The 15,128-nt window shown below is 73.2% G+C and carries 15 protein-coding genes; 11 read left to right on the top strand and 4 right to left on the bottom strand.

The genetic code is table 11. The features are described 5' to 3' along the window. Positions 1-189: 189 nt before the first annotated feature. Positions 190-648: a nitroreductase/quinone reductase family protein gene (locus OHA37_RS34435; RefSeq protein ID WP_266911221.1), complete on the bottom strand. Its 459-nt coding sequence runs from the start codon at positions 646-648 to the stop codon at positions 190-192. Positions 649-796: 148 nt separating this feature from the next. Here OHA37_RS34435 and OHA37_RS34440 point away from each other — a divergent pair, with 148 nt between their 5' ends. The 7 genes from OHA37_RS34440 to OHA37_RS34470 all read left to right on the top strand — a co-directional run bounded on the left by OHA37_RS34440 (position 797) and on the right by OHA37_RS34470 (position 8,793). Next, positions 797-1,495, top strand: a complete 699-nt coding sequence (locus OHA37_RS34440; RefSeq protein ID WP_266911223.1) for a TetR/AcrR family transcriptional regulator — start codon at positions 797-799, stop codon at positions 1,493-1,495. A 401-nt stretch (positions 1,496-1,896) separates the two neighbouring features. Then, positions 1,897-3,204, top strand: coding sequence for an adenylosuccinate lyase (gene purB / locus OHA37_RS34445; RefSeq protein WP_266911225.1), 1,308 nt, complete (start codon positions 1,897-1,899; stop codon positions 3,202-3,204). Next, complete coding sequence (locus OHA37_RS34450; RefSeq protein WP_266911227.1) at positions 3,191-3,601, top strand: GNAT family N-acetyltransferase; 411 nt, start codon at positions 3,191-3,193, stop codon at positions 3,599-3,601. The genes purB and OHA37_RS34450 overlap by 14 nt, the downstream gene beginning before the upstream one ends. Positions 3,602-3,860: 259 nt before the next feature. Beyond that, the gene (gene trpS / locus OHA37_RS34455; protein WP_266911229.1) at positions 3,861-4,943 is read left to right on the top strand and encodes a tryptophan--tRNA ligase; all 1,083 of its coding nucleotides are present in this window, start codon (positions 3,861-3,863) and stop codon (positions 4,941-4,943) included. Beyond that, entirely contained in the window at positions 4,943-6,757 is a 1,815-nt protein-coding gene (locus tag OHA37_RS34460) for an FUSC family protein (protein ID WP_266911231.1), read from the top strand. The genes trpS and OHA37_RS34460 overlap by 1 nt, the downstream gene beginning before the upstream one ends. Positions 6,758-6,927: 170 nt before the next feature. Next, positions 6,928-7,590, top strand: coding sequence for a pyridoxamine 5'-phosphate oxidase family protein (locus OHA37_RS34465; RefSeq protein ID WP_266911233.1), 663 nt, complete (start codon positions 6,928-6,930; stop codon positions 7,588-7,590). Positions 7,591-7,821: 231 nt separating this feature from the next. Further along, complete coding sequence (locus tag OHA37_RS34470) at positions 7,822-8,793, top strand: spherulation-specific family 4 protein (RefSeq protein ID WP_266911235.1); 972 nt, start codon at positions 7,822-7,824, stop codon at positions 8,791-8,793. Positions 8,794-8,924: 131 nt separating this feature from the next. On the opposite strand, the gene OHA37_RS34475 is transcribed toward OHA37_RS34470, so the two are convergent. Both OHA37_RS34475 and OHA37_RS34480 read right to left on the bottom strand, forming a co-directional pair. Continuing rightward, the gene (locus OHA37_RS34475; protein ID WP_266911237.1) at positions 8,925-9,194 is read right to left on the bottom strand and encodes a DUF6332 family protein; all 270 of its coding nucleotides are present in this window, start codon (positions 9,192-9,194) and stop codon (positions 8,925-8,927) included. Positions 9,195-9,254: 60 nt separating this feature from the next. Then, complete coding sequence (locus OHA37_RS34480; RefSeq protein WP_266911239.1) at positions 9,255-10,028, bottom strand: maleylpyruvate isomerase family mycothiol-dependent enzyme; 774 nt, start codon at positions 10,026-10,028, stop codon at positions 9,255-9,257. Positions 10,029-10,145: 117 nt separating this feature from the next. Here OHA37_RS34480 and OHA37_RS34485 point away from each other — a divergent pair, with 117 nt between their 5' ends. Both OHA37_RS34485 and OHA37_RS34490 read left to right on the top strand, forming a co-directional pair. Next, the gene (locus OHA37_RS34485) at positions 10,146-10,808 is read left to right on the top strand and encodes an alpha-ketoglutarate-dependent dioxygenase AlkB family protein (RefSeq protein WP_266913346.1); all 663 of its coding nucleotides are present in this window, start codon (positions 10,146-10,148) and stop codon (positions 10,806-10,808) included. A gap of 43 nt (positions 10,809-10,851) precedes the next feature. Then, complete coding sequence (locus OHA37_RS34490) at positions 10,852-12,288, top strand: ROK family protein (protein ID WP_266911241.1); 1,437 nt, start codon at positions 10,852-10,854, stop codon at positions 12,286-12,288. 40 nt (positions 12,289-12,328) lie between these two features. Here the strand turns inward: OHA37_RS34490 and OHA37_RS34495 are convergent, their stop codons facing one another. After that, the gene (locus OHA37_RS34495) at positions 12,329-12,946 is read right to left on the bottom strand and encodes an ATP-binding protein (RefSeq protein WP_266911243.1); all 618 of its coding nucleotides are present in this window, start codon (positions 12,944-12,946) and stop codon (positions 12,329-12,331) included. Between the two features lie 238 nt (positions 12,947-13,184). On the opposite strand from OHA37_RS34495, the gene OHA37_RS34500 reads away from it, so the two are divergent. After that, on the top strand, positions 13,185-14,312 hold the full coding sequence (locus tag OHA37_RS34500) for a PLP-dependent cysteine synthase family protein (protein WP_266911245.1): 1,128 nt from the start codon (positions 13,185-13,187) through the stop codon (positions 14,310-14,312). Positions 14,313-14,389: 77 nt separating this feature from the next. After that, on the top strand, positions 14,390-15,052 hold the full coding sequence (locus tag OHA37_RS34505; RefSeq protein WP_266911247.1) for a hypothetical protein: 663 nt from the start codon (positions 14,390-14,392) through the stop codon (positions 15,050-15,052). Positions 15,053-15,128: the final 76 nt, after the last annotated feature.

A 15,128-nucleotide genomic window follows, 5' to 3' on the forward strand; every position in this document is an offset into this window, starting at 1 on the left:
CCGCCGCCGCGTTTTCGGGGCTGGGGCTGGGGCTGGGGCTGGGGGCGGTGCCGGTGCCGGAAGGGCGGCGGGTCGCCCGGCTTGGGGGCGGTGCTGGCACCGGGCTCGGGCCCGGAGTCGGGCACTGCTCCGGGGGCGAGGCCGGGCCGGGAGGGCGGCGGGTCGCCGGGGATCGCCCGGGCGGGCGGGTCAGGAGGTGACCGTGATGCGGAAGACCGGGTGGTCGGGTGCGGCGGCGCGGAGCTCGGACTCGGAGGACTTCGCGGTGACCCCGTCGAAGAACCGGTTGACCTCCCAGCCCCACTTCTTCAGATATCCGCGCAGGACGACGGCCTGCTCGGCGGGGTCGGTGAGCTCGGTGACGGTGAAGGTGTGCACGGTGCGGCCCAGGCGGAGCTCGCCGCCGCCCGCGGCGCGCATGTTGCGGACCCACTGGGAGTGGCCGCGGGCGGAGACCAGGTACCGGGTGCCGTCCTGGGTGTACGGGTTCACCGGGATCCGCTGCATCTTGCCGGAGGTGCGGCCGCGCACCGACAGCTCGGCGGTTCCGGCCAGGCTCATGCCGAGCCGGGCGAGCTTGCCGACGAGGGCGTTGAAGCGGATGTCGAGCGGGCCGGCCTTGACGTAGTAGGGCTTGGGCGCGGTCATGACGGCCTCCGAGGAGTTTGGGAGAGCACTGCTCTCGCTTGAGAACAGTGTGCACGGATCGATGCTCCAAAACAAGAGCAGTGCTCTCTGAAGAGATCGACGCTCTCGTTGTTGGGCAGTGCTCTGCCTGCATGGCACACTGACACCCATGAGCACCGTGCGAGGGGCCAGGGAACGGGCCCGCATCGAAGTCACCGCCGCCATCAAGGACGAGGCGCGCCGCGCGCTCGCGGCGGAGGGCGCCGCCAAACTCTCGCTGCGGGCCGTCGCCCGCGAGCTGGGCATGGTCTCCTCCGCCCTCTACCGCTACTTCCCCAGCCGCGACGAGCTCCTCACCGCCCTCATCGTCGACGCCTACAACAGCGTCGGCGCCGCCGCCGAGGGCGCCGACGCCCGCTCGCTGGCCTCCGGCGGCACCCCCCGCGCCCGCTGGGCCGTGGTCTGCGCCGCCGTCCGCGACTGGGCGCTGGAGCACCCGCACGAGTACGCCCTCATCTACGGCTCGCCCGTCCCCGGCTACACCGCCCCCCTCGACACCGTCGGGCCCGCCTCCCGTGTGGGCAACTCCCTCATCGGCATCGTCCGTGCCGCCTACGAGGGCCGCGGCATTTCCCTCCCGCCGCTCCCCGCCGAGCTGCGCCCCGAGGCCGCCCGCATGGCCGCGGACTTCGCCGAAGGCCTGCCCCTCGAGGCGGCCGCGGCCCTGGTCGCGGCCTGGGCGCAGCTCGTCGGACTGATCTCCTTCGAACTGTTCGGCCAGTTCGAGCGGGTCGTCGAGGACCGCGCCGCCTTCTTCGCGCACGCCGCCGGACAACTGGCGCACGGGGTCGGGCTTCCCGCCGTATAGGCGCACACAGGCCCGTGCGGGGGACGGCCTGTCGACTGCGCCAGTGACTCCGAGTCCGGAGCGCGGGTCGCGGGCCGGTGAGGTTCTAGTCGCGACCTGATTGCCGCACGCGCGGCACGCATCCACTGGCGCCGACTCGTTGCGCACGATGTCCCGCACCTGGGCGGTCTGATCCTCGGCGGCGACCGCCCCGGTGACCGCGCAGAGGTCCGCCCCTGAGCTGTCTCGCCGGCACCGTCTGCTGTGGTTCCCGGACGCTCACTGGGGCCGGGCGACCGAGGCGGGAACCTTCGTTTGTAATAGGTCAATACGCTATCCGACTATTACCGTATGCTGTCTTCGGCGCTTCGCCCCCGGTCCGTAGGGACCGGGGGCGCCGGCGTCCGGAGGAGAGGTGTGTCGTGATCGAGCGGTACACGCGCCCCGAGATGGCGGCGCTGTGGAGCGAGGAGACCAAGTACGCGACCTGGGTGCGCGTCGAGGTGCTGGCCAGTACCGCGCAGACATCCCTGGGAGTCGTACCCGACGAAGCCCTGGCCGACATCCGGCGGGCCCCGCTGCCGGCCGTCGTGAGGATCCGGGAGCTGGAGGCCGAGCGGGACCACGAGATCCTCGCCTTCCTCGCCGCCTGGACCGAGACCATGCCGGCCGACTCCGCACGCTGGGTCCACCACGGCATGACCAGCTACGACCTGGTCGACACCGCCCAGGGTGTGCTGCTGGCCGACTCCGTGGACCTCGTGCTGGACGCGGCCCGCACGCTGACCGGGCTGCTGATCGACCGGGCCGAGGAGCACTGGGACACGGTCTGTGTGGCCCGCACCCACGGCGTCCATGCCGAGCCGACGACCTTCGGCCACAAACTCGCCGTCCACGCCCACGCCCTGCACCGCTGCACGGGCCGGCTCACCGCCGCCCGCCGGGCCGTCGCCGTGGGCACCCTCTCCGGAGCCGTCGGCACCTACTCCCACATCTCCCCCCAGGTCGAGGCGTACGTCTGCGGCGAGCTGGGCCTGGGCGTCGAACCGGTCCCCACCCAGGTCGTCGCCCGCGACCGCCACGCCGAGCTGATCGGAGCGCTCGCGATCACGGGCGCCGTGGTGGAGCAGTTCGCCCTGGAGATGCGCCTCCTGCAGCGCACCGAGGTCGGGGAAGTCGAGGAACCCCGCAGCGGCGCCTACCAGGGCTCCAGCGCCATGCCCCACAAGCGGAACCCGACGACCAGCGAACGGCTCTGCGGCCTGGCCCGGGTGCTGCGCGCGAACGCCGGAGCGGCGTACGAGAACATCGCGCTGTGGCACGAGCGCGACCTCGCGCACTCCTCCGTGGAACGCGTCGTCCTCCCCGACAGCCTCGCCATCGCCCACCACCAGCTCGTCTCCGCCGCCGAGCTTCTCACTGGCCTCACGGTCAATCCCGAGCGAATGGCCCGCAACCTCCGGGCCACGCGAGGGCTCGTCTACTCCTCCGAGGTCTTCCTCGGCCTCACCGAGGACGGAGTCGACCGCGAGAGCGCCTACCGCCTCGTACAGGCCGCCGCCGACGACGCGCACACGACGGGGTCATCCCTGGCCGAGACGCTCGCGGCCCGCGGAGTGCACGCCCCCGACGCGTGGTTCGAACCCCGCCGGTTCCTCGGCAACCGCGACCACCTGAAGTCCCGACTCGACACCCTCAAGAAGGAGCACCAGCGGCATGTGGACATGTGAACAGGTCATCGGAGCCGGCCTCGACGTCGCCGAGGTCGCCGCCCTCTACCGGGCCTCCACGCTCGCCGAGCGCCGCCCCGTCGAGGACACCGGCCGCTTCACGAGCATGCTGGCCGGAGCCAACCTCGTCATCACGGCCCGGGACGGCGACGGCCGGCTGATCGGCATCGCCCGCTCCCTCACCGACGGCGCCTACTCCACCTACCTCAGCGACCTCGCCGTCGACGTCGCCTGGCAGGGCAAGGGGGTCGGCCGCGACCTCGTCCGCGCCACCCGCGAGGCCGCACCGCGGGCCAAGGTCATCCTGCTCTCGGCCCCCGCCGCCGTCGACTACTACCCGCACATCGGCTTCGAGCGCCACAACTCCGCCTGGACCATGACCGCCCCCGCAGGCTGACCGCCCCCGCAGACTGGCCGCCCCCGCGGGCTGACCGAGCCGCAACCGGATCGTGGGTACGAGCACCGCCACGGCCGGCTTGTCCATCGCCGACGGGCGCGGCATGGCGGTGAGTCCGCGCCGTTCAGGGCTATTCATTCCGTACCGGTCAAGATGGTGACTTTATGGGCGCATGGGTCGCGAACCATCTGATCTGCCTCTCACGCAGGTGTCCCGGTTCGGGTGCCCACCCGTGACCACGACGCACCAGGAGAATCCCATGAGCACGCACGACTCGGCGGTGTCCCAGGCCCCCGACCTCTCGGTGGCACGGCGGCGCAGCGCCGAGTTGGAGGCCCTGATCGCCGCGGATCCGGGTCGGTTCCGGGTGCTGACCGGGGACCGGCCGACCGGGCGGCTGCACCTGGGGCACTACTTCGGCACCCTGCAGGGCCGGGTCAGGCTCCAGGACCTGGGCGTGGACACCTTCGTGATCGTGGCCGACTACCAGGTGCTCACCGACCGGGACGTCGCCGAGCACCTGGCCGAGCACGTCGAGGACCTGGTGCTCGACTACCTCGCGGCCGGCATCGACCCCGAACGGTCCACGATCTTCACGCACAGCTCGCTTCCCGCCCTCAACCAACTGCTGCTGCCCTTCCTCTCTCTGGTCTCGGTCGCGGAACTGCGCCGCAACCCCACCGTCAAGGACGAGATCGCCCACTCCCGGCAGGCCTCGGTCAGCGGGCTGATGTTCACCTACCCCGTGCACCAGGCCGCCGACATCCTCTTCTGCAAGGCCAACCTGGTCCCGGTCGGCCAGGACCAGCTCCCGCACCTGGAAGTCACCCGCACCATCGCCCGCCGCTTCAACGACCGCTACGGCCGGGGCACTCCGGTCTTCCCGGAGCCCGATGCCCTGCTGTCGGCGGCCCCACTGCTGCTCGGCACCGACGGCACCAAGATGAGCAAGTCGCGAGGCAACGCCATCACCCTGTCGGCAACCGCCGACGAGACCGCCCGGCTGATCAAGGGCGCCAAGACGGACGCCACCCGCCGCATCACCTACGACCCGGCCTCCCGCCCCGAGGTCTCCAGCCTCGTCCTGCTCGCCGCCCTGTGCCAGGAGCGCGACCCCGTCGCGGTCGCCGAGGAGATCGGCGACGGCGGCGCGGCGCAGCTGAAGAAGGCCGTCACCGAGGCGGTCAACGAGCGCCTCGCACCCATGAGGGCCCGCCGCGCGGAACTCGCGGCCGACACCGGCTACGTACGCGAAGTCCTGCGCTCGGGCAACGAGCGGGCCGGTGCCGTCGCCGAGGCCACCCTGGCCGAGGTCCGGACCGCCATGGGCATGGCCTACTGATGCCCGGGCCCGTGTGGTTGCGGCACATCGCCGAGATCCGGGCCGTTCCCGTCGACCGCGCCCTCGTCGCGCGCGGCGCCCTGGGCATGCTGCTGCCGCTCGCCGTCGGCCAGCTGGCCGGCAGGCCCGACCTGGGAGCAGCGGCGGGCCTCGGCGCGTACGGCGCGGCCGTCGACGACACCGCCGCGCCCTGGCGCACCCGCGCCCTGACCCTGCTGCTCCCGCAGCTGGGCGGCGCGATCGGACTGGCCCTGGGCCGGCTCACCGGGGGCCAGGCGTGGGCGCAGATCCTGCTGGTGGCCGTCGTCGCCCTGGTCTCGGGACTGCTGTCGACGATCGGCCGGATCAGCGACATGGCCGCCCTGGTCCTGCTGCTCGCCACCGCCATGGGCCTCGGACTGCCCACCGCCCCGGCCTGGTGGCAGGTACCGCTGCTGTTCCTCCTCGGCGGCATCCCCCTGATGCTGCTGTCCCTGACCGACGCACTGCGCCACCCCGGACGCGCCGAACGCCGGTCCGTCGCAGGGGCGCTGCGCGCCGTGGCCGACCTCCTGGACGCCCCCGAGAGCGCGTGGGCCGAGCGCCGCCACCAGGTCACCGTCGCCATGGACGCCGCCTACGACACCGTCGTCATCCGCCGGCTCTCGCCGCCCCGCCCGGGCAGCAGCGCCGCTCAACTGGCCGCCCACCTCGACCGGCTGATCGAGGTGATCGCGGCGGCTCCCGCCGTTCGCACCGCCCCGGCCCGCGAGTCGGCTGCCGAGTACGCCGACGCGGTACGCCGGGTCGCCGACGCCGTCGAGACAAGGATCCCCGGGCCGATCGCCCTTCCACCCGCCCCGCAGGACCGGGCCGGGCGCGCACTGCGCACCGCCGTCGCCGCACTCGCCACCCCCGGCGAGAAGCCCGCGGACGGCCGGCCCCGCCTGCTGCCGACGCGCCCCACGCCCCTGCGCCGGCTCGCCGGAGCCGTCGCGGCCAAGTTCCGAAACCCGGCCGCCCGCCGCTACGCCCTGCGCCTGACCGCGTGCCTGACGGTCGCCCAGGCGGTCGCCTCGCTCAGCGGCCTGCCGCGCTCCGGCTGGCTGGTGCTCACCGTCGCCCTCATCGTGCGGCCCGGCCTCGGCACCGTGCCCGCCCGGCTGGTGACCCGTGTCCTGGGCACCACGGCCGGGGTCCTGATCGGCCTCGCCGTCACCGCCGTGCTCCCCGCCGGCTGGTGGCGCATCGCCGCCGTGGTCGTCCTGACCGGCCTGCTCCAGGCCTACGCCCGCCGCAACTACGCCCTGCAGACCCTCTTCCTCACACCGGTCATGCTGCTGCTCGCCGACCCCCTGGGCCAAGCAGGATCCACCGTCCCCCGAGCGCGCCTGATCGACACCGTGATCGGCTGCGCCCTCGCCTTCATCGTGGGGTATGTGCTGTGGCCCGAGGACACCCGTGCCCGGGTGGACCACCGGCTGGCGACCGCCCACGAGGCCATCGCCGCCTACGCCGACGCGCGGGAAGCCGACGGCGACGCCGCGACCCTCCACACCCTGCGCCGCCGGATCCACGGCGATCTGGCCGCCGTCCGTACCGAACTGATCCGCCTGCGCACCGACCCGCGCCACCACCACACCCTCCAGGCGTGGCAGAACGACCTCGACCACGCGGAAGCCGCGATGACCCGTCTCACCAGCCTGACGGCCACGGGCCACCACGGCACACCGGTGGTGACCAAGGAGATGACCCGCGACCTTTCCACGGACCTGCGCCGACGGGCCGCCCGGCTACGGGAACGCCGGCCCCGACGAGTGCGCGTCCAGCGCTGACCCGCCTCAGCCGCAAGTGCTGTGGCATGTCGGCGGAGTGCTTCCCACCGGTGCCGCCCGCTCGGCGGACCGCTGAGTCAGGTCCTTGGCATCGGCGGCCTTGCGGCCAATGGGGGTATGCGGGGGCGTCCCAACCGGATCCATCGGCAACAAGACATAAATTGGCCCATATGTCGGCCACTGCGCGTACCACCGCGAATCGGTATCCCGAGCGGGTCACCTACGAACGGGACGCGGTCTACGCGATCCTCGACGAGGCCCTCGCCGTCCATGTCGGCTTCAACACCGACCTCGGCCCGGTGGTCATCCCCACCCTTCACATGCGGGTGGGGGACCAGCTCCTCCTGCACGGCTCCGCGTTCGGCCGCTTCATCACCACCGCCGCGTCCGGCGCGCCGCTGTGCGTGACCGCGACCCTGATCGACGGCGTGATCCTGGGCCGGGCCTCCTCCCATCACTCGGCCGCCTACCGCTCCGCCATGATCTTCGGGACCGCCACGGCGATCGAGGACGAGCAGGAACGCGCCGACGCCCTCGCCGACGTCGTGGAGAGCGTCATTCCCGGCCGGTTGTCCGGCCCGTATGCCGCCCGCCGCCCCAACGTCGAGGAAGCCCGGTACACGGCCTGTCTGACCATGCCGATCACGGAATTCTCGATGAAGGTCCGCGAGGGCTTCGCCCGGGACGAGCCCAAGGACGACCAGGTCGAATCCTGGGCGGGCTGGATTCCGCTGACCACCACCCCCGGAACCCCCGTCCCCGACACGATCACCGGCGACCGCTTCCCCGCCCCCCACTACGACCCGTCCATCCACCGCTTCCGCCAGAACTGACTCCACCCCGACGTGACTGGTGCAGAGAAGCCTGGACGGCCCTCGCGGGGCCGTCCAGGCCGGGGCGGGGAAAGTTCGCTTGTCAGTTCCTCCTACTGAAGCAGGGGAATCGGCCCTGGTGCGCCCGGCCGCCCGTCTAGTGTTCCTCGGGCCGGGTTCCCGTCCCGGCTGTCGTTCCGGCGCCCGGCCATCGACCCGGCGCCGCCCCCGCCGCCGCCCCGAGGAGCAGTCATGACCCGCGCCGCGAAGGCCGTTTACGCCATCCTGGCCACCCTCTTACTGGCCGCGCCGGCGCCGGCCGTCACCGCGTCGGCGAGCTCGGAGCCGGGCCCCGTCCAGGCCCAGGCCCGTACGCCCGCCCCGGCTCCGACACCCGAGGTGAGACCGACCCCCCGGGCAGCCGGCGTACGGGGCCTTGAGATAGCCGTCCCGGCCTACGTCTGGGCCGACGACCCCATGCTCGTCGACCTCACCGCCACCAGCCCGGCCGCCTCGGTCGTGGTGCTCAACCCGGGCAACGGCGACTCCCCGTTCGACGCCCCCTGGCGGGCCCGCGCCGACGTCCTGCGCACCGGCACCACCGCCACCGGCGAGAAGACCAAGGTGCTCGGTTACGTCCACACCGACCACGGCAACCGCGACATCGCCGAGGTCAAGGCCTCCGTGGACAACTACCTGAAGACTCCCGACGGCCGCCTCCACGTGGACGGCATCTTCTTCGACGTGGTCAGCCGCGACTGCGGCCCGGCCAACGCGATCCGCGACCACTACACGGAGCTCCGCCGCTACGTGCAGGACACCATGGAGGCCGTCGCCCCCGGCACGTCGGACCTGGTCGTCAACAATCCCGGTACGGCCATCGCCGACTGCTTCCTGGAGCCCGGCCGCCGCACCGCCGACGTCTTCGTCACCTTCGAGGACACGTACGCGGCCCACACCGGAGCCGGCTGGCTCGGCGGCAACGTCTTCAACGCACTCACCGGCTACCGCTCCGGCGCCGAACTCGACCCGAGCGGCACCGCGTTCTGGCACCTCGTACACGACGTCCCGGACGCCACCGCGATGCGCGCGACCCTCCGCACGGCCTTCCAACGCGGCGCCGGCTACGCCTACGCCACCAGCGCGCAGATGCCGAACCCCTGGGACGCCCAGCCCACTTGGAAGTACCGCGCCCAGACCTCGTACGCCTCGACCCTGGGCTGAGCCGCACTCCGTCCGCCCGACCGCGGTGACCTCGACGGTCCGGCCGTCGGGGTCCACGAACCGGTGGCGCCCCGGCGCGAGCCCGCCCTACGGCCGGGGAATCACATGCGGCCCGGTCCGGGAGGCCCGGTCTAGGACCGGCCGAGGCCTTCGCGGCCCTCGTTCTGCGGGCGGTGGGCGAAGCGCCACAGGACCTGTGCGACCCGGAGGAGGAACGCCGTCGCGGCCAGGGCTCCGCCCACCATCGTCAGGGTTCGGTCGGCCGTGGGGGAGAGGTCGAAGGCCAGGACGGGCACGTACAGCACCGCGAAGGCGAGTCCGGCCGCGAACAAGCCGCTGACGAAGGCGAAGACGATCTCGATGGTGATCGCGTCCCGGTCGGCCTGACTGCGTTGCTCCATGCCCGCAGTCTCGCCGCCCGAGCCGCACCACGACAAGGGCGCACCCGGTGTGCCCAGGGGTCAGATTCCGGCCGTGTCCACCCAGAGCCGGGCCAGTTCGGCGTCGCCCGTCACGCCCGGTCCGGTGAGCGGCCGGCGGTTCCAGAGCGCCGAGTAGAGCCAGGAGGCCTCGCCCGTCAGCGTGCAGTCCGCCTCCGCGCCGTCCGTGCCGTCCGCGCCGTCCGTGCCGTCGGGGGTTCCGCGTACCGTGCGCGCCGGCTCCTGGGACAGGTGTACGGTCCACACCGCGCCCGTGTCGGAGGCCCGTACCCGCATCACCCGCGGCTCCGCTGTCCGTACCCGGCTCTGCGGCCGCGCGTGGAACCCGGTCAGCAGCTCGTCCACCCCGTCCTGTGCGAAGCCCGGGTCCACCGCCCCGAAGGGCACGCCCAGCGCGGCTTCCGCGTCCATCCGGTGCACGGTGGTCTCGTGCGCCTGGCGCCGTGCCCAGAAGGCCAGCGGCGAAGGCGGCGCGGTCGGAAGGAAGGTCCAGCACTGCGCGTCGGCCGATGTCGCGGAAAGGGTCCGCACCAGCGTCGCGTGGCCCTCGCGGAACCAGGCCAGCAGTTCCGCCCCCACCAGCTCCGGCGCCTCCGGGAACGGTGCCCGCTCGGTGAGGCCCCGGGCCACGTACCCGGTGGCCCAGCGGTGCACGGAGCCCGTGTGCCGCAGCAGATCGGCGACCCGCCACTGCGGACAGGTGGGCACCAGGGCGTCCGTACCGGCCCGTTCGGCGGCCTCGGCGAGCTGCTCGCCCTCGCGGGCCACGGTCTTCACATAGCTGATGATCTCCATGCCGGGAGTCTCGCAGCCGCCCGCGGGGACGCACAACGAAGGATGATGGAGGTCACGGAGCCGGTCGCGGAGCCGGTTGAGGTGCACGCGGAGGAGACGGTGGAGGCGGTGGACGCCATGGGGCACACGGGCGGCGAGCTCTTCCCGCGCGAGCGGGCCGAGATCGTGCCCGGCGCCGTGCACGTGCCCGACTGGCTGGAGCCCGGGCGGCAGCGGGAGTTGCTGGAGGCCTGCCGGGAATGGGCCCGGCCGCCCGCCGGGCTGCGCAGGGTGCGCACGCCGGGCGGGGGGACGATGACCGCCCGGCAGGTGTGCCTGGGGCTGCACTGGTACCCGTACGGATACGCGCCCACCGCCGTCGACGGGGACGGGGCGCCGGTGAAGGCGATGCCCGACTGGCTCGCGCGGCTGGGGCGCGACGCCGTCACCGCCGCGTACGGGAGGGCGCCGGATCCGGCCGTCGCGTACGACATCGCCCTGGTCAACTTCTACGAGGGCGAGTCCCGCATGGGCATGCACCGGGACGCCGAGGAGCGCTCCGAAGCCCCGGTGGTCTCGCTGAGCCTGGGTGATTCCTGCCTCTTCCGCTTCGGCAACACCGCCTCGCGCGGGCGTCCGTATCGGGACCTTGAGCTGCGCAGCGGGGATCTGTTCGTCTTCGGCGGGCCGGTCCGACGGGCCTTTCACGGGGTGCCGAAGGTCCTGCCCGGCACCGCTCCGCCGGGCCTCGGGCTGACCGGGCGGTTGAACATCACGTTGCGGGTCGGCGGGCTCGGCTAGCGGGCGGCGCCCCGGACGCTCCGATCATGCGAGGATCGCTGTCATGAACGGCAACGGGGCCCCGCGGCGGGTGGGGGATGTGACCACGGTGTCCGCTGGGACGGACGGGACCGACGGAACCGAAGGGGCCGGCACGGCTGCGGGATCCGACAGGGCGGGAGCGTCCGTCGCGCCGACGGCGTCCGAGGCGTCCGCGTCCGCGAATTCAGCGTCCGCAGCATCGGCATCGGGATCGGCAACGGCCGCGACCTCGGCATCCGCGGCATCCGCCGGCTCCGCACGGACCAAGCTGGAGCGGGGCCGTGGCGCCCTCGGCCCGGCGCTGGAACTCGTCCACACCGGCCGGGCTCCGACCCGCGCGGTCCTGACGGCCGAGCTCGGTGTCACCCGTGCCACCGCCGGCGCCGTCGCCGCCGAACTGGAGGCGCTCGGCCTGATCCGTGTGGACTCCCGCCCGGGCGGGGCCGGCGGAACCCAGGGCCGCCCCTCGCACCGGCTCTCCGTGGACGAGAACGGCCCGGTGGCCCTGGCGGCGCAGGTGCACTCGGACGGGTTCCGGGCCGCCCTGGTCGGCCTCGGCGGCCGGATCGTCGCGACGGCTCCCGGACGGGTCCCCGTGTCGGCCGACCCCGCGCAGGTGCTCGGCGCGGTCGTCGAAGCCGGGGCCGCGCTGCTCGCGCAGACCGGCCGGCGCTGCATCGGCGCCGGCCTCGCCGTGCCCTCGGCGGTCGCGGAGCCGGAGGGTACGGCGCTGAACCCGCTGCACCTGGCCTGGCCGGCCGGTTCGCCCGTGCGGGCCATCTTCGCCGAATGCGTGAAGGAGGCCGGCATCGACGGCCCGGCGCTGACCGGCAACGACGTGAACCTCGCCGCGCTCGCCGAGCACCGCCACGGCGCCGGCCGCAGCGCGCAGCACCTGCTCTGCGTGGCCACCGGGCACCGCGGGGTCGGCGGGGCGCTGGTCCTGGACGGCCGCCTGCACAGCGGGAGTTCGGGCCTGGCTCTGGAGGTCGGCCACCTCACCGTGAACCCGGAAGGGCGCCCCTGCCACTGCGGCAGCCGCGGCTGCCTCGACGTGGAGGCCGACCCGCTGGCCTTCCTCACCGCCGCCGGCCGCACCCCGGGCCCCGAGGTGTCCCTGCTCCAGCAGGCCCGCGACCTGCTGCGCGAGGAATCCGCGGACCCCGGGGTACGGGCGGCCACCGAGGAGCTCATCGACCGGCTCGGCCTGGGCCTCGCGGGCCTGGTCAACATCCTGAATCCGGACCGGATCATCCTGGGCGGACTCCACCGCGAGCTGCTCTACGCCGACCCCGAGCGGCTGCGCGCGGTGGTCGCGGACCGCAGCCTGTGGGGGCGCAGCGGCGGCGTGCCGATCCTGCCGTGCACGCTCGACCACAACAGCCTGGTCGGCGCCGCCGAGCTGGCGTGGCAGCCGGTGCTGGACGACCCCCTCGGGACCCTGGGCACGGCGGCCTGAGCGCTCGCCGACCCCTCCGGGCGGCCGCGGCGGCCGGAGGCTACCCGGGCCGGGCGCCGACCGAGGCGCTCACCGACAGGCCTGCGGAGACCGGCTCCAGGGGTGCGGCGACGGGCGGGGCCGGCGCGGGGTCCCGTACGGGCTTGTCGGCGTGCGGCGCCCGCTTCTCGGCCAGGAGCACCGGGTGGCGTTCCGGCGCGGCAGGGCCGGGGGCGGCGCGCAGGGAGAACCACACGACCTTGCCCGAGCGGCCGTCCTGCTGCCGGGCCCCCCAGGCCTCGCTGAGCGCCTCCACGAGCTGGAGCCCGCGTCCGGAGGTCTCCAGGGCGTCGACCGGGGCCGTGCCCGCGGGGCGGGCGGCCGCGGAGGCCTCGGCGGCCGCTGCATCCCGGAGCATCGGGAGGCGGGGGTCGCTGTCGTAGACGGAGACGGTCAGCCGGCCGAGGCGGAGCTCGATCTCGACCGTGCAGGTCTTGTGCGGCTGCGCATGACGGTGGACGTTGCTGAGCAGCTCCGTGACGCCGAGCGCAGCCCGGTCTATGAGCGGATCGAGCTGCCAGTGGCGCAGTTGCGCCGAAACGATTCGGCGGATCTGTCCGATCCGCAAGGGCAGGGCCTGCAGTTCGACGACGCAGTGCCTGCGGGAATGACTGATCACGGCTGCGACTCCCCGACATCAGTGTTACGGGTGCTGCACCCTCGGTGACGCCTCCCCAGGGTCACCCACTGTGGGCCGGTGTGCAACCGAAAGCGACCAAAAGCGATCCGCATGGATCCCCAAAGTGACTGTTTGCGCAGGTGAGGGGGGTACATTGCGAAAGCGGGCGGCGAAAGGCGAAGAGGCGCCGGGCCCGCCGAGCACTCGGGACTTCCGGAAGTACGAAGGAGCACGGCGCATGAGCACCACCGGTACGACCGCCACGACCATCGACGTCGACCGCAGCGACGCGGACTACCGCGCTTGGCTGAAAGAGGCCGTCCGCAAGGTGCAGGCGGACGCGAACCGCTCCGCCGACACCCACCTGCTGCGCTTCCCGCTCCCGGAGGCCTGGGGCATCGACCTCTACCTCAAGGACGAGTCCACCCACCCGACGGGCTCCCTCAAGCACCGCCTCGCCCGCTCCCTGTTCCTCTACGCCCTCTGCAACGGCTGGATCCGCCCCGGCCGCCCCGTCATCGAGGCCTCGTCCGGTTCCACGGCGGTCTCGGAGGCGTACTTCGCCAAGCTGATCGGCGTCCCGTTCATCGCCGTCATGCCGCGGACGACGAGCCCCGAGAAGTGCCGGCTCATCGAGTTCCACGGCGGCGAATGTCACTTCGTCGACGACTCGATGAAGATGTACGAGGAGTCGGCCGAGCTCGCCGCCCGCACCGGCGGCCACTACATGGACCAGTTCACGTACGCGGAGCGGGCCACGGACTGGCGCGGCAACAACAACATCGCCGAATCGATGTACCAGCAGCTGCGGTTGGAGCGTTACCCCGAACCCGCCTGGATCGTGGCCACGGCCGGCACCGGCGGCACCTCCGCGACGATCGCCCGCTACGTGCACTACATGCAGCACGACACCCGCATCTGCGTCCCGGACCCGGAGAACTCCTGCTTCTTCGACGGCTGGACCCGCCACGACCCGCACGCGACCAGTGACTGCGGCTCGCGCATCGAGGGCATCGGCCGCCCCCGGATGGAGCCGAGCTTCGTCCCCGGTGCCATCGACCGGATGATGCGGGTGCCGGACGCCGCGAGCGTCGCGGCGTGCCGGGCGCTGGAGCGGGTGATCGGCCGCAAGGCGGGCGGTTCCACCGGTACCGGGGTGTGGAGCGCCCTGAAGATCATCTCGGAGATGGTGGCGGAGGGCCGCACGGGCAGCGTCGTGACCCTGCTCTGCGACGGGGGCGAGCGCTACCTCGACAAGTACTACTCCGACGAGTGGCTGGCGGAGCAGGGGCTCGACATCGCGCCGTACGCGCGGACCCTCGACACCATGCTGGCGACCGGCGTGTGGAGCGAGCCCGTCGGGTGAAACGTTTTCCCTGGCCGGTGCGGGGTCCGCTGGCTACGCTGTGCTGACTTTTGGGTACGGCGCGGGGCGGGGGAGCCATGGCGGAGTTCGCTGGCGGCGGCACGGGTGTGCCGGTCCAAGGTGGGGGCGGCGAGGGGCCGTTGGCCTGTCCCCGGTGCGGCCGGGAGGACCAGGTGCTCGGCGTGTCCGCCGCGTACTTGCGCTCCAAGGCCAAGATGCGGGTGGAGCGCGGTGGCGGCGAGGACGACAGCGTCACGACCCGCGAGGAGAACTCGGCGCTGGCCAAGGCCCTCGCGGTCGCTCCCGACGAGCCGGACAACGGCGCCGCGGGCTGCGTCGGGGTGCTGCTCCTCCTCGCCGCGATCGGCGCCTTCGTCTGGGGTGCTATCGCGGGGAAGTGGTTCGAGAACGGCACGACCCCACGGCTCTACGGGACCGACGGCGCCGGCCCCTTCGCGGTCGACCAGCCCGCCACCTACCTGGTCTGGATCGGTGCGGCCCTGCTGCTCCTCGGCATCCTCCTCCTCGCCCTGTCGGGCCGGTCCGTACGGACCTGGCGCCGCCGGACGGAACCGGGCCGGGTGGCCGCCGACCGCGTCTGGGCGGACGGCTGGTACTGCGGCCGCTGCGGCACGGTCCACTTCGCGGGCGAACGGTCCCTGACCCTGCAGGAGTTCCGGACCCGGGTCTGGTCCGCGGGCGGCTACGGGGACCTGGCGGTGCGGCACCCCGCGATCTGACCGGTGACGGGCCCGCGGCGACAGCCCCGTAGGCACCGCGGCGCCGACTGCTTACGCTGTGCGGACGTTGATCACG

Origin of the sequence: Streptomyces sp. NBC_00335, from assembly GCF_036127095.1 — a bacterium.
In the GTDB taxonomy this organism is placed as follows: Bacteria; Actinomycetota; Actinomycetes; order Streptomycetales; family Streptomycetaceae; genus Streptomyces.

Excerpts from the sequence above, each read along its gene's own strand:
- OHA37_RS34505 (WP_266911247.1), top strand. The coding sequence starts at position 14,390 with ATGGCGGAGTTCGCTGGCGGCGGCACGGGTGTGCCGGTCCAAGGTGGG.
- OHA37_RS34490 (WP_266911241.1), top strand. The coding sequence starts at position 10,852 with ATGAACGGCAACGGGGCCCCGCGGCGGGTGGGGGATGTGACCACGGTG.
- OHA37_RS34450 (WP_266911227.1), top strand. The coding sequence starts at position 3,191 with ATGTGGACATGTGAACAGGTCATCGGAGCCGGCCTCGACGTCGCCGAG.
- OHA37_RS34475 (WP_266911237.1), bottom strand. The coding sequence starts at position 9,194 with ATGGAGCAACGCAGTCAGGCCGACCGGGACGCGATCACCATCGAGATC.
- OHA37_RS34485 (WP_266913346.1), top strand. The coding sequence starts at position 10,146 with ATGGGGCACACGGGCGGCGAGCTCTTCCCGCGCGAGCGGGCCGAGATC.
- OHA37_RS34480 (WP_266911239.1), bottom strand. The coding sequence starts at position 10,028 with ATGGAGATCATCAGCTATGTGAAGACCGTGGCCCGCGAGGGCGAGCAG.
- OHA37_RS34465 (WP_266911233.1), top strand. The coding sequence starts at position 6,928 with ATGTCGGCCACTGCGCGTACCACCGCGAATCGGTATCCCGAGCGGGTC.
- OHA37_RS34470 (WP_266911235.1), top strand. The coding sequence starts at position 7,822 with ATGACCCGCGCCGCGAAGGCCGTTTACGCCATCCTGGCCACCCTCTTA.
- OHA37_RS34440 (WP_266911223.1), top strand. The coding sequence starts at position 797 with ATGAGCACCGTGCGAGGGGCCAGGGAACGGGCCCGCATCGAAGTCACC.
- trpS (WP_266911229.1), top strand. The coding sequence starts at position 3,861 with ATGAGCACGCACGACTCGGCGGTGTCCCAGGCCCCCGACCTCTCGGTG.
- OHA37_RS34460 (WP_266911231.1), top strand. The coding sequence starts at position 4,943 with ATGCCCGGGCCCGTGTGGTTGCGGCACATCGCCGAGATCCGGGCCGTT.
- OHA37_RS34435 (WP_266911221.1), bottom strand. The coding sequence starts at position 648 with ATGACCGCGCCCAAGCCCTACTACGTCAAGGCCGGCCCGCTCGACATC.
- OHA37_RS34500 (WP_266911245.1), top strand. The coding sequence starts at position 13,185 with ATGAGCACCACCGGTACGACCGCCACGACCATCGACGTCGACCGCAGC.